The following is a 14407-nucleotide window of genomic DNA, read 5'->3' as shown; positions in this document are numbered from 1 at the left end:
GGCATCGGCTTCCACAGCCGATGCCCGTTCAAATTGACCTCGGCGACACTCTCGCATAGATCGTCTGGCGACCGTGCGAGGGGCCATGCGGTTTCTGACGACTTTCCAGATTGCTGACTTCATCGACACGCTGATCAGCCTGTTCACGGCCTTCGTGCTGGGCACACTGATCGGGGCCGAACGGCAGTACCGGCAGCGCACCGCGGGCCTGCGCACCAACGTGCTGGTCGCGGTTGGGGCTGCCGCCTTCGTCGACCTCGCGATGCATCTGACGGGTGCCGATGGCGCGGTGCGGGTGATCTCCTATGTCGTCTCCGGCATCGGCTTCCTCGGCGCCGGCGTCATCATGAAGCAGGGCATGGACGTGCGCGGCCTCAACACCGCGGCGACATTGTGGGCCTCGGCGGCGGTCGGCTCCTGCGCCGGCGCCGACCTGGTCGCCCAGGCCACGGTGCTGACCGTATTCATCATCGCTGGCAACACGCTGCTGCGACCCTTGGTTAATGCGATCAACCGTATCCCGCTGAACGAGAGGGCCCTGGAGGCGACCTACTATTTCAAGCTCGCGGTCACGACAGAGGCCTTGCCCGACATGCGCGACCGCCTCGTCGACAAGCTCGACGCCGCGCAATATCCGGTGGCCGATGTCGACGTGGTCGAGATCGGCGACGACATTCTGGAGATCGTCGCGAAGCTGGTGGCGACCGCGGTCGATCCGAATGAACTGAACGCGGTGGCGACCGATCTGCAGCATTTGCCCGGCGTGCGTCACGCCACCTGGGAAGTCAGCACAACGGAGTGAGCGCGGCGTTTTGGCGCGCAAGCGTGAGGTTCCGCCTCTCCGGGCGCGGAACTGCGATCCGGCGAATTCGTTGATCCCGCGGATGAATGGCGGTGATCGATATGACCGGCAACCCTGACAAACGCAGACTTCGACGAGACCTGCTGATCGCCAGCGCGCTGTTCGCAGCCGGCGCCGTGGTGTCAGGCCTGTCGCTGGCGCAGATCCGGGCTGAGTATCGGATGCAGACGGCGCAGGCGACGGGACCACTCCAGGGCAAGCCGTCCGACGATCAGAGCAAGACTCCGGCGCAAGCAAAGCCCGGCGGCGAGCGCCCGACCACGCCGGCGCCCGAGCCCGCGCGCCCCGATCCGCAGACGCAGGGCGCGGCGAAGCCCGTCCTGCCGCAGGCGCCCGCCGAGAAGATCGCGCCGCCGATCAAGGAGCCGCCGACCAAGGACAAGCAGTAAGCCCCCTCTGTCGATGCGGCGTCATCACCCGCGAAAGCGGATGATCCGGTATTCCAGAGACCGTGTATGGATACGGAGACGCCGCAGCGTACTGGATGCCCCGGGGCAGGACTGCGGTGTGTGGAGTTGTCATTCCGGGGCGCGACGAAGTCGCGAGCCCGGAATCCATTTGTCCGCACGTACTGCCGCCTGATCGATTCCGGGCTCGCGCCAAGTGGCGCGCCCCGAAATGACGGGTAGAGAGAATCCGCCTTAGCGCACCAGAATATTCCGGAACTGCCAGGGATCGCTCGTATCGATATCTTCCGGAAACAGTCCCGGACGATCCGTCAGCGGCGTCCAGTCGGTGTAGAAACCCTTCACCGGGCCGAGATATGGCATCTGGATTTCCAGCAGACGATCGAAATCCATCTCGTCGGCTTCGACGATGCCTTCGTTCGGGTTTTCCAGCGCCCACACCATGCCGCCGAGCACGGCGGAGGTCACTTGCAGGCCGGTGGCGTTCTGATAGGGCGCGAGTCTGCGGGTCTCTTCGATGGAGAGCTGCGAGCCATACCAGTAGGCATTGTTGTCATGGCCGAACAGCAGCACGCCGAGTTCGTCGATGCCATCGACGATTTCGTTCTCATCGAGGATGTGGTGCTTTTCCTGCATCTTCGCTGCGCGGCCGAACATTTCATGCAGCGACAGCACGGCATCGTCAGCCGGATGATAGGCGTAGTGGCAGGTCGGCCGATAGATCGCCGTGCCCGATGCGTCACGCACCGTGAAGTAATCGGAGATCGAGATCGACTCGTTGTGGGTGACGAGGAAGCCATACTGCGCGCCGCGGGTCGGGCACCAGGTGCGCACGCGCGTGTTGGCGCCGGGCTGCATCAGATAGATGGCGGCGCCGCAGCCAGCTTCGTGGGTACGCGCATTCTCGGGCATCCATTTTTCATGGGTGCCCCAACCGAGTTCGGACGGCTGCACGCCTTCCGACAGGAAACCTTCCACCGACCAGGTGTTGACGAAGACGTCCGGCTCTTTCGGCGACTTGGAGCGCTGGGTATCGCGTTCGGCGATGTGGATGCCCTTGACACCCGCTTGCCGCATCAAGTCCGCCCATTCGGCTCTGGTCTTCGGCCTGGGGGCATTGAGCTTCAGATCAGCGGCGACATTGAGTAGCGCCTGCTTGACGAAAAAGGAGACCATGCCGGGATTGGCGCCACAGCAGGAGATGGCCGTCGTCGAGCCCGCGGGGCGCGCCTTCTTGGCGGCCAGCGTCACTTCGCGAAGGGCGTAGTTGGAGCGTGCTTCCGGGCCCTTCGAAGAATCGAAATAGAAGCCGAGCCAGGGCTCGTTGACGGTGTCGATATAAAGAGCGCCAAGTTCGTCGCAGAGCTCCATGATGTCGGTAGAGCCGGTATCGACCGAGAGATTGACGCAAAAACCCTGGCCGCCGCCTTCAGTGAGAAGCGGGGTCAGCAAGTCGCGATAATTGGCCTTGGTCAGGCCCTGCTGGATGAATCTTACATTGTGCTTCTCGCAATGTGCCTTGCGGCCCTCGTCCTTGGGATCGATCACGGTGATGCGCGACTTGTCGTAATCGAGATGCCGCTCGATCATCGGCAACGTGCCTTTGCCGATGGAGCCGAAGCCGACCATGACGATGGGGCCGGTAATCTTCGCGTAGATCTGCGAGGTGGGGCTCATGGGATGGTTTCTCCGGAAAGTACTGGCGGACAAATGGTGAGTGGTGGATCAGGCGCTGCGGCGCTTCGCGGTCACTTCGATCTCGACCTTCATCTCGGGCTTGTAGAGCCCGCTGACGATCAGAAGCGTTGCGGCCGGGCGGATATCACCGAGGACCTCGCCGCAGACGGCGAAATGGGCGTCTGCGTCCTTGGCGTCGGTGAGGAAGTAGGTCGCGCGGACGATGTCGGCCATCTCGAATCCGCCCTCCTTCAGGGCGGCCTCGATGGTCTTGAAGCAGTTACGTGACTGGCTCGTGACATCGGCCGGCATTGTCATCGTCGTGTAGTCATAGCCGGTGGTTCCCGCGACGAAGGCGAAGTCGCCGTCGATCACGGCGCGGCTGTAGCCGGCGGTCTTCTCGAAGGGGGAGCCGGTGGAAATCAGGCGACGGGACATGGTGTTGGACCTCGGCTGAAGGCGATTGGGCGGGGTTTAGGGGCAATTTGCGGGCCCGCGCAACCCCAAAGCGATGCGACGGCGGGTGAGCCTAGCGGGACTGAAGTGTCGTGTCCTGCGACGGCGGCGCAGTGCCGCTCCACCGCCGCACGAGGAGGTCCCTGACGATCATGACCGAGATCAGGATCAAAAGGACCGTGGTGACGATGCTGCGCGGGCGCGTGCGGACATCGCCGCCGGATGCGGCTTCGGTCTTCGCCATGATGGCAATCCCTTAAGCCGCGTGCGCGTGCTGGGCGCGTGATGCCCGCCGTTTGGGCAGGATAGCGCCGCTCGCAACGATCATCCCGGAGACGCCGTCCAGCGCGCCCGCCGTGAATTCGAGCGCGAGCAGGCGGTCGCGTTCGAATGGGCCGGGCAGCGACAGCTCGCCGGTCTTTTCGGCCGAGAAGCCGAAGCGGGCATAGTAGGGGCCATCGCCGAGCAGGATCACGGCGGCGTGCCCGCGCGCCCGGGCGGCGGCCAGCGCTTGATGCATCAGCGCGGCGCCGATCCCGAGCTCGCGGCAGGCAGGATCAACCGCCAGTGGTCCGAGGACCAAAGCGGGCCTGCCTCCGGCGCTGACGTGCCACAGCCGCACGGTACCCACGAGTTTTCCCTCGCGCACAGCTGCCAGCGCGAGGCCGGCGGCGGGTGCGCGTCCGTCGCGCAGGCGCTGGCAGGTCCGGCCATGGCGGTTCTCGCCAAAGCAGGCATCGAGCAGCGCTTCACGGGCGGCGACGTCGGCAGCACGCTCCGCACGGATCGCGAACGGAGCGGCTTTCGAGGTGAGGGCGACCTGTGGCTTCCGAAGAGCAGTCATGGCACGTCAGTCCCCGCTTGAACCGACATGCCCACAGGCACGCCGGTCCAAGGCGTCGTCAGAAATCGAAAATGTCAGGGAGGAGCCGGCATGGCCGGCTCCCGGTTCATCAAGCCTCGACAGCGAGGCGGATCAGATGTGGCAAATCAGATGTGATACGTCTTCAGCGGCGGGATGCCGTTGAACGCCACCGACGAGTAGGTTGACGTATAGGCCCCGGTCCCTTCGATCAGCACCTTGTCGCCGATCTCGAGCGTGACGGGGAGCGGATACGGGTTCTTCTCGTACAGCACGTCGGCGGAATCGCAGGTTGGGCCCGCGAGCACGCACGGCGTCATGTCCGCCCCGTCATGCGGGGTGCGGATGGCGTAACGGATCGACTCGTCCATGGTCTCGGCGAGACCGCCGAACTTGCCGATGTCGAGATACACCCAGCGCACCTCGTCCTCGTCGCTCTTCTTCGAGATGAGCACGACCTCGGACTCGATGATGCCGGCGTTGCCCACCATGCCGCGGCCCGGCTCGATGATGGTCTCCGGAATCTGGTTGCCGAAGTGCTTGCGCAGCGCGCGGAAGATCGACCGGCCGTAGGTCACGACCGGCGGCACGTCCTTCATGTACTTGGTCGGGAAGCCCCCGCCCATGTTGACCATGGAGAGGTTGATGCCGCGCTCGGCGCAGTCGCGGAACACCTGCGAGGCCATCGCCAGCGCACGGTCCCACGCCTTCACCTTGCGCTGCTGCGAGCCGACATGGAAGGAGATGCCGCACGGCTCCAGGCCCAGACGCTTGGCGACGTCGAGCACCTCGACGGCCATCTCGGGGTCGCAGCCGAACTTGCGCGACAGCGGCCATTCGGCGCCGGCGCAGTCATAGAGGATGCGGCAGAACACCTTCGCGCCGGGGGCGGCGCGGGCGACCTTCTCGACCTCGGCGGCGCAGTCGACCGCGAACAGGCGGATGCCGAGCGCGAAGGCGCGCGCGATGTCGCGCTCCTTCTTGATCGTGTTGCCGAAGGAGACGCGGTCAGGCGTCGCACCCGCGGCCAGCGCCATCTCGATCTCGGCGACCGTCGCGGTGTCGAAGCAGGAGCCCATGGAGGCGAGCAGGGCCAGCACTTCCGGCGCCGGGTTCGCCTTGACGGCATAGAACACGCGGCTGTCGGGCAGCGCCTTGGCAAAGCTCTGGTAGTTGTCGCGCACGACGTCGAGGTCGACCACGAGGCAGGGTTCAGTATCGAGGCCCTCGGTACGGCGGTTGCGCAAAAATTCCCTGATGCGCTCGGTCATAGCACCCTCCAAACGGCCCTTTGCGACAAGGACCCGTTCAAATTGTTCTTGGACGTGAGCGCTTTGGCGATGCCGCACGATGGAGACGCGACAGAGCCTAAGAACTCAGACCAGTTTGTGCTGCCGTGGATTGGTTGGGAATTTTCCCGCCCGCTCACCTGGCAATGAAGGACAAGCCTTTTCAGTAGCCCGCGCCGGCGTTGGAATGCCGGTAGAGACCAAAAAAGCCCGATCCGTCGTTGCTTTAAGTCGCGTCCCCCGTTGAGAACGAGGTGCGCCGGTTCGCCTCCGGCTGCCAGTCACGGTTGCAAAGAGCGAAGTCACCTTCGACAAGGCATCTCTTTGAGAGAGATGCTGGACGCTTCGGTCGTCTCCGTCTTCAGACCTCTTCAGTCTTCCGACTTCGGCGCTTCCGAAGAGCCCCTCGGCTTCTTCACCCCTTGGCGGCTGTCCGGCCTCTTGTCCGGATACCTACCGACTGACACACGACCACAGGCACGTGCGAAATTGGGCAAGTCCGCACATAAGCGTTTTGACTCTGGTTCGCAAGAATTTTTTTAGGCTGAGGACAGAATTGCCTAACATCTGCTTGCGCTGTGATGCGCAAGCGACGCTGAAGATGAACAGGCGTTAAGTTTCTCAGCGTAGCGCGCGCGTCGCTCGCGCGCACGTGCGTCAGCCGCGCTTCGTGAAGGGCTCGACGCGCTGAGCTGCGCGGATGAAGGCGGTCATCACGAGCACGCCGAGTGTGAACAGCACGGCCTGAAGGATGTGCGCGCCTTGGTCGCCGAGCCCGAACAGAATCGCGAGCGCCCAGCCGCCGGCGAACGCCGCGCCGAACACCTCGGCGCCGATCAGGATGGCGGCGCTGAGGACGGTGATGACGCTGCGCCAGACGATCTGGCGGGAGGAAGAGGCAGGCGCGTTCATAGGCAAAAGGTCCGTGGTCTGCGAGGGCCGCAATCTCCCCGAAAAGGCGGCCGGGAGCAAGGCCAAATGGCCCAAAAAAGCCCCATCGCGTGCTATAGCTGGCCTTAACAAACCAGCTCAAAAAAACGGGACCAACGATGTCAGAACCCCGCCAAAATACAGGCACCGCGCCGGCCGACGCCAATCCGCTGCTGAAGGCCTGGGTGACGCCGTTCACGACCCCGCCCTTCGACGAGATCAAGCCGGAGCACTTCCTTCCGGCCTTCGAGCAGGCCTTCGCCGACCACTCCGCCGAGATCGCGGCGGTCACCAATGATCCGGCAACGCCCGACTTCGCCAACACGATCACGGCGCTGGAGCGCTCCGGCAAGCTCCTGAACAAGGTCGCGGCGGTCTTCTACGACCTGGTCTCGGCGCATTCCAATCCGGCCATCCTGGAGATCGACAAGGAGGTCTCCTTGCGGATGGCGCGGCACTGGAATCCAATCATGATGAATGCCGTGCTGTTTGGTCGCATCGCCCAGCTGCACGAGAACCGCGCCGCGCTCAAGCTCACCCCGGAACAGCTCCGCCTGCTGGAGCGCACCTACACCCGCTTCCACCGCGCCGGCGCCGGCCTCTCCGAGGAGGCCAAGACGCGGATGGCTGAGATCAACGAGAAGCTCGCCCAGCTCGGCACCACCTTCAGCCATCATCTGCTCGGCGACGAGCAGGAGTGGTCCATGGAGCTCGGCGAGGCCGACCGCCAGGGCCTCTCCGAGAGCTTCGTCGCCGCCGCTCAGGCCGCGGCAGAAGAGCGCGGGATGGCCGGCAAGGCCATCGTCACGCTGTCGCGCTCCTCGGTCGAGCCGTTCCTGAAGAGCTCTGCGAGGCGTGACCTGCGTGAGAAGGTCTACAAGGCCTTCACGGCGCGGGGCGACAATGGCAATGCCAACGACAACAACGCGACCATCGTCGAGATCCTGAAGCTGCGGGAGGAGAGCGCCAATCTCCTGGGCTATCCAACCTTCGCCGCCTACCGGCTCGAGGATTCGATGGCCAAGACGCCGGACGCGGTGCGGGGCCTTCTGGAGCGGGTCTGGAAACCGGCGCGGGCGCGGGCGCTCGCCGACCGCGACGAGATGCAGGCGCTGATCACGACCGAGGGCGGCAATTTCCAGCTCGCGCCCTGGGACTGGCGCTACTACGCCGAAAAGCTCCGCCTGCAGCGCGCCAATTTCGACGACGCCGCGATCAAGCCGTACCTTACGCTCGACCACATGATCGCCGCCGCCTTCGACTGCGCCACGCGGCTGTTCGGCATTACCTTCGAGGAGTGCAAGGACGTCCCCACCTGGCACCCGGACGTCCGGGTCTGGGAGGTCCGGGACCGCGACGGCAAGCATAAGGCGCTGTTCTACGGCGACTACTATGCCCGGCCGTCGAAGCGCTCCGGCGCCTGGATGACCTCGCTGCGCGACCAGCAGAAGCTCGACGGCGAGATCGCGCCCTTGATCATCAATGTCTGCAACTTCGCGAAAGGAGCAGGCGGCGAGCCTTCGCTGCTGTCGCCGGACGATGCCCGTACCCTGTTCCACGAGTTCGGCCATGGCCTGCACGGCATGCTGTCCAACGTGACCTATCCGTCGCTGTCGGGCACCGCCGTGTTCACCGACTTCGTCGAGTTGCCGTCCCAGCTCTACGAGCACTGGCAGGAGCGGCCCGAGGTGCTGCAGCAGTTCGCCCGCCACTACCAGACCGGCGAGCCGCTGCCCGACGATCTGCTCCAGCGCTTCCTCGCCGCGCGCAAGTTCAACCAGGGCTTTGCCACCGTCGAGTTCGTCTCCTCGGCGCTGGTCGACCTCGAATTCCACACCCAGCCGGCTTCCGCCGCGCAGGATGTCCGGGCCTTCGAGAAGAAGGAGCTGGAGAAGATCGGCATGCCCGAGGAGATTTCGCTGCGCCACCGGCCGACGCAGTTCGGTCACATCTTCTCCGGCGATCATTATGCCGCCGGCTATTACAGCTACATGTGGTCGGAGGTGATGGACGCCGACGCCTTCGGCGCGTTCGAGGAGGCTGGCAACATCTTCGACCCGGCGGTCGCAAAGCGCCTGCACGACGACATCTACTCGAGCGGCGGATCGGTCGATCCGGAGGCGGCCTACGAGGCCTTCCGCGGCCGCCCGCCGGAGCCCGACGCGCTGCTCCGCCGCCGCGGCCTGCTCGACGACGCCAAGGCGGCCTGATGGGCATGCGCGCGCTGCTGGGATGGCTGCTCGCCGCCGGCCTCTCGCTCGCGGCGAGTGCCGCAAGCGCACATCCGCATGTCTGGATCACCGCGACCAGCGAATTGCTCTACGCCGAGGACGGCAGCATCACCGGCGTACGTCACGCCTGGACCTTCGACGATATGTTCTCGGCCTATGCGGTGCAGGGGCTCGAGAGCAAAAAGAAGGGCGCCTACACGCGCGAGGAGCTGGGGCCGCTGGCGCAGACCAATGTCGAGTCGCTGAAGGAATATGCCTACTTCACCTTCGCGCGAGCCGACGGCAAGAAAGAGCGCTTCCAGGAGCCGGTCGACTACTTCCTCGACTACAAGGATACGGTTCTGACTTTGCACTTCACGTTGCCGCTGAAGGACCCGGTCAAGCCCAAGCAACTGGTGCTCGAAGTGTTCGACCGCTCCTTCTTCATCGATTTCCAGATGGCCAAGGACAACCCGGTCGGGCTGGTTGGCGCGCCCTCCGGCTGTCAGATGAAGCTTGACCGGCCGAGCGACGGCACCGCGACCGCGCAGAAGCTCAACGAGCAGACCTTCATGGATGGCCCGAACGCCAATTTCGGCATGATGTTCGCCAACAAGATCACGGTGGATTGCCCTTGATCCCGCGCCTCCATTCCCGGCTTGCGCACGGGCTGCTCGCCTGCGCTGCGGTCCTCCTCGTGTTGAGCCTGGCGGATGCCGCGCTCCACGATCTCTTCGCGCAGAATCCGTTCGGCGGGCCGCGGCCGGCGGCCGAGCCCGAGGCCGGCGGCATCATCGGCTGGCTGCTGGCCAAGCAGTCCGAATTCTATCGCCAGATGTCCGCGACCATCCGTGCCGCGAAATCCGACGGCTCGGCGGTGTGGACGCTGCTCGCGATCTCCTTCGCCTACGGCATCTTCCACGCCGCCGGTCCCGGCCACGGCAAGGCGGTGATCGCCTCCTATCTCGTCGCCAACCGCGAGACCGCGCGGCGCGGCATCGCGCTGTCGTTTGCGTCTGCGCTGATGCAGGCGCTGGTGGCGATCCTCATCGTCGGCATCTCGGCCTGGGCGCTGAATGCGACCGCGAAAACCATGTGCAAGGCGGAAGGAACGATCGAGATTGCGAGCTACGCGCTGATCGCGGCGTTCGGCCTGCGCCTCGTCTGGGTCAAGGGCGGCGCCTTCATCCGCGCGTTGCAGACGGCCCAGCCGGTGCCGGCGATCGCCGGCGTGCCGCATAACCACGATCGCGACCATCACCATCACGATGCGCGTGTTCATCATGATCGCGGCCATGATCATCACCACGGCCATGGTCAGGCCCACGTCCATCAGCACCACGGGCATGACCACGTCCATGACGAGCATTGCGGCCATTCCCACGGCCCCGCGCCAAGCGAACTGGCCGGGCCCGGCGGCTGGCGGCGCGGATTCGCCGCTATCTTGACCGTCGGCATCCGCCCCTGCTCGGGTGCGATCCTGGTCCTGGTGTTCGCGCTCGCCCAGGGCCTGTTCTGGGCCGGCATCGCCGCGACCTTGCTGATGGGGCTCGGCACCGCGATCACGGTTGCGGCCATCGCGGTCGTCGCCGTCTCCGCCAAGGACATCGCGCAGCGCTTGAGCGCGGCCCGCGACGGCGGCGGCGCATTGTTCATGCGCGGCATCGAATTCGCCGCCGCCGGCCTCGTGCTGCTGTTCGGCGTCGGCCTGTTGTTCGGCTACATCGCTGCCGAACGGACGACGTGTTTTTGAGCTGTTTTCCCTCTCCCCTTGTGGGAGAGGGTGGCTCGCCGCGTAGCGGCGAGACGGGTGAGGGGTCTCTCTCCGAGAATGGCCCTGGCGCGGTAGTTCGTGGGAAGAGACCCCTCATGCGGCGCTTCGCGCCACCTTCTCCCACATGGGGAGAAGGAAGAAAGCTCACACTGGCAGAAACCGTTTCAGCGCCGGCATGAAGAAGATCGCGATATTGATCGCAAAGCCGATGCTCCAGAGGATCGAGCGCAGCGTCGGGCGGTTGCCGAGATAGGTCAGCACGTAGGCGATCCGCACGATCAGGAACAGCACCGCAAGCTCGTCGATCAGGCGCTGCGGCGAATCCCGGAATTCGGCGAGCAGCACGGCGAAGGCGAAGAACGGAAAGGTCTCGATGCCGTTCTGGTGCGCGCCGAGTGCGCGCTGCGAGATGCCATCCTCATAGAAGGCGGGATCGCGTGGCCGGGAATTGTCGAAACGGCGAAACCTGATCCATTTGATCGAGGCGATCGTCGCGAGATAAAGCAGCAGCGCTCCAAATACGCACCATTCCGCGAGTGTCATCGGTCCTCCCCCGCTTAGGTAGACCCTAGCGAAATCGGGCTGATCTTGACAAGTTCGGTGCAACGCGCGAACCCACGCACTGTCATGACGACCGTTGTCCCCATCGAGACCGCGAAGCCGGCCGTGCAACCCGGCCAGCGCGTCGGCGTGCTCCTGATCAATCTCGGCACGCCCGATACGGCCGATGCTCCCGGCGTGCGAGTCTATCTGAGGGAATTTCTTTCGGACCCGCGCGTCATCGAGGACCAGGGCCTGATCTGGCAGCTCGTGCTGAACGGCATCATCCTGCGCCGCCGGCCGCGCACCAAGGCGCTCGACTATCGCAAGATCTGGAACGACGAGAAGAACGAGTCGCCGCTCAAGACGATTACGCGGTCGCAGAGCGACAAACTCGCATCCGCATTGTCGGACCGCGAGCACGTCGTTGTCGATTGGGCGATGCGCTACGGAAATCCCTCGATCCGCGCCGGCATCGACGCGCTGATCGCCAAGGGATGCGAGCGCATTCTCGCCGTGCCCCTCTATCCGCAATATTCCGCCTCGACATCGGCCACCGTCTGCGACGAGGTGTTCCGCGTGCTCTCCCGGCTGCGGGCGCAGCCGACGCTGCGGGTGACGCCGCCTTATTACGAGGACGAGGCTTACATCGAGGCGCTCGCGACCTCGATCGAGGCGCATCTGGCGACGCTGCCGTTCAAGCCTGAACTGATCGTCGCCTCTTTCCACGGCATGCCGAAATCCTATGTCGACAAGGGCGATCCCTATCAGGGCCATTGCATCGCGACGACCGAGGCGCTGCGCCGCCGGCTCGGGATGGAGACGTCAAAGCTGCTGCTGACCTTCCAGTCCCGCTTCGGCAATGACGAGTGGCTCCAGCCCTACACCGACAAGACGATGGAGCGTCTTGCCAAGGAAGGCGTGCGCCGCATTGCGGTGGTGACGCCAGGCTTTGCCGCCGACTGCCTGGAGACGCTGGAGGAGATCGCGCAGGAGAACGCCGAGATCTTCAAGCACAATGGCGGCGAACAGTTTGCCGCGATCCCCTGCCTCAACGACAGCGATCCCGGCATGGACGTGATCCGCACCCTGGTGCTGCGCGAGCTTCAGGGTTGGATATGATGGACGCCCCATGAACCGTCGCGAGGTCCTGGCGCTTCTCGGGATGATGACCGCGCTGCCGCGCGCGGCGCTGGGCCAGCAACCGGACGCGACGCGCCGGCTCGGCGTGCTCTCGGTCACGGCCGACGACGACGCGGCCGGGCAGACGCGCAGCGCCATCCTGGTTGAGGCGCTGGCCGCGCACGGCTGGAAGGAGCAGGCCAACCTTCGGATCGACTGGCGCAGCGGCGGCGGCGATAGGCAGCGGATCGCGCGGCTCGCGGACGAGCTGGTCGCGCTCAAGCCCGACATCCTGCTCGCGGTCGGCACCCCGTCGGTCGAGGAGCTGCACAGGCGCACCACGACGACGCCGATCGTGTTCGCCGTGGTCACCGACCCCGTCAGCCAGGGCTTTGTCAAAACCCTCGCCCATCCCGGCGGCAACATCACCGGCTTCACCGACTATGACGGCCCAATGGCCGGCAAATGGCTGGAGATGCTCTCGCAGATCACGCCAAAGGTCGCCCGCGTCTCCGTCGTCTACAATCCCGCGACCGCGCCGTTCGCCGGCCTCATGCTGCAGACAATCGAGGACGCGGCGCGCGCGCTTCGTGTCACGGTCGAGACCGCGCCGGTGCATGACGTCGCCGCCATCGCTGCGCTCGCCTCGCGCAGGGACGGCGGCCTGCTCGTCCTGCCCGACTTCTTCACCATGGCCAACCGGGCGCATCTGCTCGCGGCGATCACCGAAGCGCGCGTCCCCGCGGTGTTCTGGAGCCGCAGCTTCGTCGACGAGGGCGGGCTGATGTCCTACAGCACCGACAGCGCCGAGCAGGTGCGCCGTGCCGCGTCCTATATCGATCGCATTCTCAGAGGCGCGCAGCCCGCCGATCTTCCGGTTCAGAATCCCACCAAGTTCGAGCTCGCGTTCAATTTGAAGACCGCCAAAGCGATCGGCGTCACGATCCCCGCGCACCTGCTCGCAACCGCGAACGACGTCATCGAATAGGCTGGTAGTGCTGCGCCTCTGACGTCTGATTCACTCAAGGTCATTCAGGGGACGTCATTCCGGGGCGCGACGAAGTCGTGAGCCCGGAATCCATTCACCCGCGTACGCTGTGGCCCGATGGATTCCGGGCTCCCTCGCTCCGCTCGGGCCCCGGAATGACGGAATGGACTCTCAGAGTCACAACGCTAGGCTGCGCTCGCGCGCTTTCAAGAACCTCCTTCCAAATACTTAATCCCTGCGGTTCCTGCTCCGTACTTCTTGTGGGGAGTTCGGTCGGCGCCGACGTGAATTTGTGTCGCTGAACCGGTAGGGTAGCGATACCGACCAATGGGAGGCTGCGGGGAAGGCGTTTTCCCGCCTTGGAGGAGCTATGAGCGGTTTCGATATTTTCGCGATTGTTCTGGTGTTGCTGGTGATCGTGACGCTGGTTGCCGGCGTGAAGACGGTGCCGCAGGGCTACGACTGGACCATCGAGCGGTTCGGCAAATACACCCAGACCCTGAGCCCCGGGCTCAATCTGATCGTGCCCTATTTCGATCGCGTCGGGCGCAAGATCAACATGATGGAGCAGGTGATCGACATCCCCGAGCAGGAGGTGATCACCAAGGACAATGCCACCGTGACGGTGGACGGCGTCGCCTTCTTCCAGGTGTTCGACGCGGCGAAGGCGAGCTACGAGGTCGCCAACCTCACCCAGGCCATCACGGTCCTGACCATGACCAACATCCGCTCGGTGATGGGCTCGATGGATCTCGACCAGGTGCTGTCGCATCGCGACGAGATCAACGAGCGTCTGCTGCGCGTCGTCGACGCCGCGGTCTCGCCCTGGGGCGTCAAGGTCAACCGCATCGAGATCAAGGACATCGTGCCGCCCGCCGACCTCGTCGAGGCGATGGGCCGGCAGATGAAGGCCGAGCGCGTCAAGCGCGCCGACATCCTCGCCGCCGAAGGCCAGCGCCAGTCCGAGATCCTGCGCGCCGAGGGCGCCAAGCAGGGGCAGATCCTTCAGGCCGAAGGCCGCCGCGAGGCTGCCTTCCGCGATGCCGAAGCGCGCGAGCGTCTCGCCGAAGCCGAGGCCAAGGCGACCCAGGCGGTGTCGGAAGCCATCGCCAAGGGCGACGTTGCCGCGTTGAACTATTTCATCGCCGACAAATATATAAAGGCGTTCGGCCAGTTCGAGGACGCGCCGAACCAGAAGATCATCATGCTGCCGGTGGAGGCCGTCAGCATGCTCGGCTCGCTCGCCGGCATCGGCGAGATCGCGAAGGCGACGTTCGGCGAAAGCGCGGC

14 protein-coding genes and 1 pseudogene are annotated in these 14407 nt (G+C 64.9%); 8 read left to right on the top strand and 7 right to left on the bottom strand.

Annotated elements, in window-relative coordinates:
• Nucleotides 1-85 precede the first annotated feature (85 nt).
• Both AYJ54_RS30200 and AYJ54_RS51510 read left to right on the top strand, forming a co-directional pair.
• The gene (locus tag AYJ54_RS30200) at nucleotides 86-802 is read left to right on the top strand and encodes an MgtC/SapB family protein (RefSeq protein ID WP_063704784.1); all 717 of its coding nucleotides are present in this window, start codon (nucleotides 86-88) and stop codon (nucleotides 800-802) included.
• 101 nt (nucleotides 803-903) lie between these two features.
• A complete protein-coding gene (locus AYJ54_RS51510) occupies nucleotides 904-1251 on the top strand; it encodes a hypothetical protein (protein ID WP_063704897.1) in 348 nt (115 codons plus the stop codon).
• A 252-nt stretch (nucleotides 1252-1503) separates the two neighbouring features.
• Here AYJ54_RS51510 and AYJ54_RS30190 read toward each other — a convergent pair whose 3' ends face one another.
• From AYJ54_RS30190 to AYJ54_RS30170, 6 genes are all read right to left on the bottom strand, one after another.
• Nucleotides 1504-2946, bottom strand: coding sequence for a homospermidine synthase (locus AYJ54_RS30190; protein WP_063704782.1), 1443 nt, complete (start codon nucleotides 2944-2946; stop codon nucleotides 1504-1506).
• A gap of 48 nt (nucleotides 2947-2994) precedes the next feature.
• A complete protein-coding gene (locus AYJ54_RS30185) occupies nucleotides 2995-3384 on the bottom strand; it encodes a RidA family protein (protein WP_063704780.1) in 390 nt (129 codons plus the stop codon).
• Nucleotides 3385-3475: 91 nt separating this feature from the next.
• Nucleotides 3476-3646: a hypothetical protein gene (locus tag AYJ54_RS51505; RefSeq protein ID WP_201724279.1), complete on the bottom strand. Its 171-nt coding sequence runs from the start codon at nucleotides 3644-3646 to the stop codon at nucleotides 3476-3478.
• Nucleotides 3647-3658: 12 nt separating this feature from the next.
• Complete coding sequence (locus tag AYJ54_RS30180) at nucleotides 3659-4246, bottom strand: GNAT family N-acetyltransferase (protein ID WP_063704779.1); 588 nt, start codon at nucleotides 4244-4246, stop codon at nucleotides 3659-3661.
• A 146-nt stretch (nucleotides 4247-4392) separates the two neighbouring features.
• Nucleotides 4393-5535, bottom strand: coding sequence for a type III PLP-dependent enzyme (locus AYJ54_RS30175; protein ID WP_063704777.1), 1143 nt, complete (start codon nucleotides 5533-5535; stop codon nucleotides 4393-4395).
• Between the two features lie 675 nt (nucleotides 5536-6210).
• On the bottom strand, nucleotides 6211-6465 hold the full coding sequence (locus tag AYJ54_RS30170; RefSeq protein ID WP_063704775.1) for a hypothetical protein: 255 nt from the start codon (nucleotides 6463-6465) through the stop codon (nucleotides 6211-6213).
• 137 nt (nucleotides 6466-6602) lie between these two features.
• On the opposite strand from AYJ54_RS30170, the gene AYJ54_RS30165 reads away from it, so the two are divergent.
• Genes AYJ54_RS30165 through AYJ54_RS30155 form a run of 3 tightly spaced genes read left to right on the top strand, consistent with a single transcriptional unit; the run spans nucleotide 6603 to nucleotide 10446 of the window.
• Nucleotides 6603-8693, top strand: a complete 2091-nt coding sequence (locus AYJ54_RS30165) for a M3 family metallopeptidase (protein WP_063704773.1) — start codon at nucleotides 6603-6605, stop codon at nucleotides 8691-8693.
• On the top strand, nucleotides 8693-9331 hold the full coding sequence (locus tag AYJ54_RS30160) for a DUF1007 family protein (RefSeq protein WP_063704771.1): 639 nt from the start codon (nucleotides 8693-8695) through the stop codon (nucleotides 9329-9331). Before AYJ54_RS30165 ends, AYJ54_RS30160 begins: the two co-directional genes overlap by 1 nt.
• On the top strand, nucleotides 9322-10446 hold the full coding sequence (locus AYJ54_RS30155) for a nickel/cobalt transporter (protein ID WP_063704769.1): 1125 nt from the start codon (nucleotides 9322-9324) through the stop codon (nucleotides 10444-10446). Before AYJ54_RS30160 ends, AYJ54_RS30155 begins: the two co-directional genes overlap by 10 nt.
• Before the next feature lie 165 nt (nucleotides 10447-10611).
• Here the strand turns inward: AYJ54_RS30155 and AYJ54_RS30150 are convergent, their stop codons facing one another.
• On the bottom strand, nucleotides 10612-11010 hold the full coding sequence (locus AYJ54_RS30150; RefSeq protein ID WP_063704767.1) for an MAPEG family protein: 399 nt from the start codon (nucleotides 11008-11010) through the stop codon (nucleotides 10612-10614).
• Between the two features lie 84 nt (nucleotides 11011-11094).
• On the opposite strand from AYJ54_RS30150, the gene hemH reads away from it, so the two are divergent.
• The 3 genes and pseudogenes from hemH to AYJ54_RS30135 form a co-directional block, all read left to right on the top strand.
• On the top strand, nucleotides 11095-12129 hold the full coding sequence (gene hemH, locus AYJ54_RS30145; RefSeq protein WP_063704766.1) for a ferrochelatase: 1035 nt from the start codon (nucleotides 11095-11097) through the stop codon (nucleotides 12127-12129).
• Nucleotides 12130-12139: 10 nt separating this feature from the next.
• Nucleotides 12140-13117 (top strand): ABC transporter substrate-binding protein, encoded by a 978-nt coding sequence (locus AYJ54_RS30140; protein ID WP_063704764.1) that lies wholly within the window; start codon nucleotides 12140-12142, stop codon nucleotides 13115-13117.
• Between the two features lie 370 nt (nucleotides 13118-13487).
• A pseudogene (locus AYJ54_RS30135) lies at nucleotides 13488-14407 on the top strand (SPFH domain-containing protein); the annotation flags it as partial.

The sequence above is a fragment of the Bradyrhizobium centrolobii genome, from assembly GCF_001641635.1.
Classification (GTDB): domain Bacteria; phylum Pseudomonadota; class Alphaproteobacteria; order Rhizobiales; family Xanthobacteraceae; genus Bradyrhizobium; species Bradyrhizobium centrolobii.
The sequence above is the reverse complement of the archived record's forward strand: the minus strand, read 5'-3'. Positions and strand labels throughout refer to the sequence as shown.

Excerpts from the sequence above, each read along its gene's own strand:
- AYJ54_RS30200 (WP_063704784.1), top strand. The coding sequence starts at position 86 with ATGCGGTTTCTGACGACTTTCCAGATTGCTGACTTCATCGACACGCTG.
- AYJ54_RS51510 (WP_063704897.1), top strand. The coding sequence starts at position 904 with ATGACCGGCAACCCTGACAAACGCAGACTTCGACGAGACCTGCTGATC.
- AYJ54_RS30190 (WP_063704782.1), bottom strand. The coding sequence starts at position 2,946 with ATGAGCCCCACCTCGCAGATCTACGCGAAGATTACCGGCCCCATCGTC.
- AYJ54_RS30185 (WP_063704780.1), bottom strand. The coding sequence starts at position 3,384 with ATGTCCCGTCGCCTGATTTCCACCGGCTCCCCCTTCGAGAAGACCGCC.
- AYJ54_RS51505 (WP_201724279.1), bottom strand. The coding sequence starts at position 3,646 with ATGGCGAAGACCGAAGCCGCATCCGGCGGCGATGTCCGCACGCGCCCG.
- AYJ54_RS30180 (WP_063704779.1), bottom strand. The coding sequence starts at position 4,246 with ATGACTGCTCTTCGGAAGCCACAGGTCGCCCTCACCTCGAAAGCCGCT.
- AYJ54_RS30175 (WP_063704777.1), bottom strand. The coding sequence starts at position 5,535 with ATGACCGAGCGCATCAGGGAATTTTTGCGCAACCGCCGTACCGAGGGC.
- AYJ54_RS30170 (WP_063704775.1), bottom strand. The coding sequence starts at position 6,465 with ATGAACGCGCCTGCCTCTTCCTCCCGCCAGATCGTCTGGCGCAGCGTC.
- AYJ54_RS30165 (WP_063704773.1), top strand. The coding sequence starts at position 6,603 with ATGTCAGAACCCCGCCAAAATACAGGCACCGCGCCGGCCGACGCCAAT.
- AYJ54_RS30160 (WP_063704771.1), top strand. The coding sequence starts at position 8,693 with ATGGGCATGCGCGCGCTGCTGGGATGGCTGCTCGCCGCCGGCCTCTCG.
- AYJ54_RS30150 (WP_063704767.1), bottom strand. The coding sequence starts at position 11,010 with ATGACACTCGCGGAATGGTGCGTATTTGGAGCGCTGCTGCTTTATCTC.
- hemH (WP_063704766.1), top strand. The coding sequence starts at position 11,095 with ATGACGACCGTTGTCCCCATCGAGACCGCGAAGCCGGCCGTGCAACCC.
- AYJ54_RS30140 (WP_063704764.1), top strand. The coding sequence starts at position 12,140 with ATGAACCGTCGCGAGGTCCTGGCGCTTCTCGGGATGATGACCGCGCTG.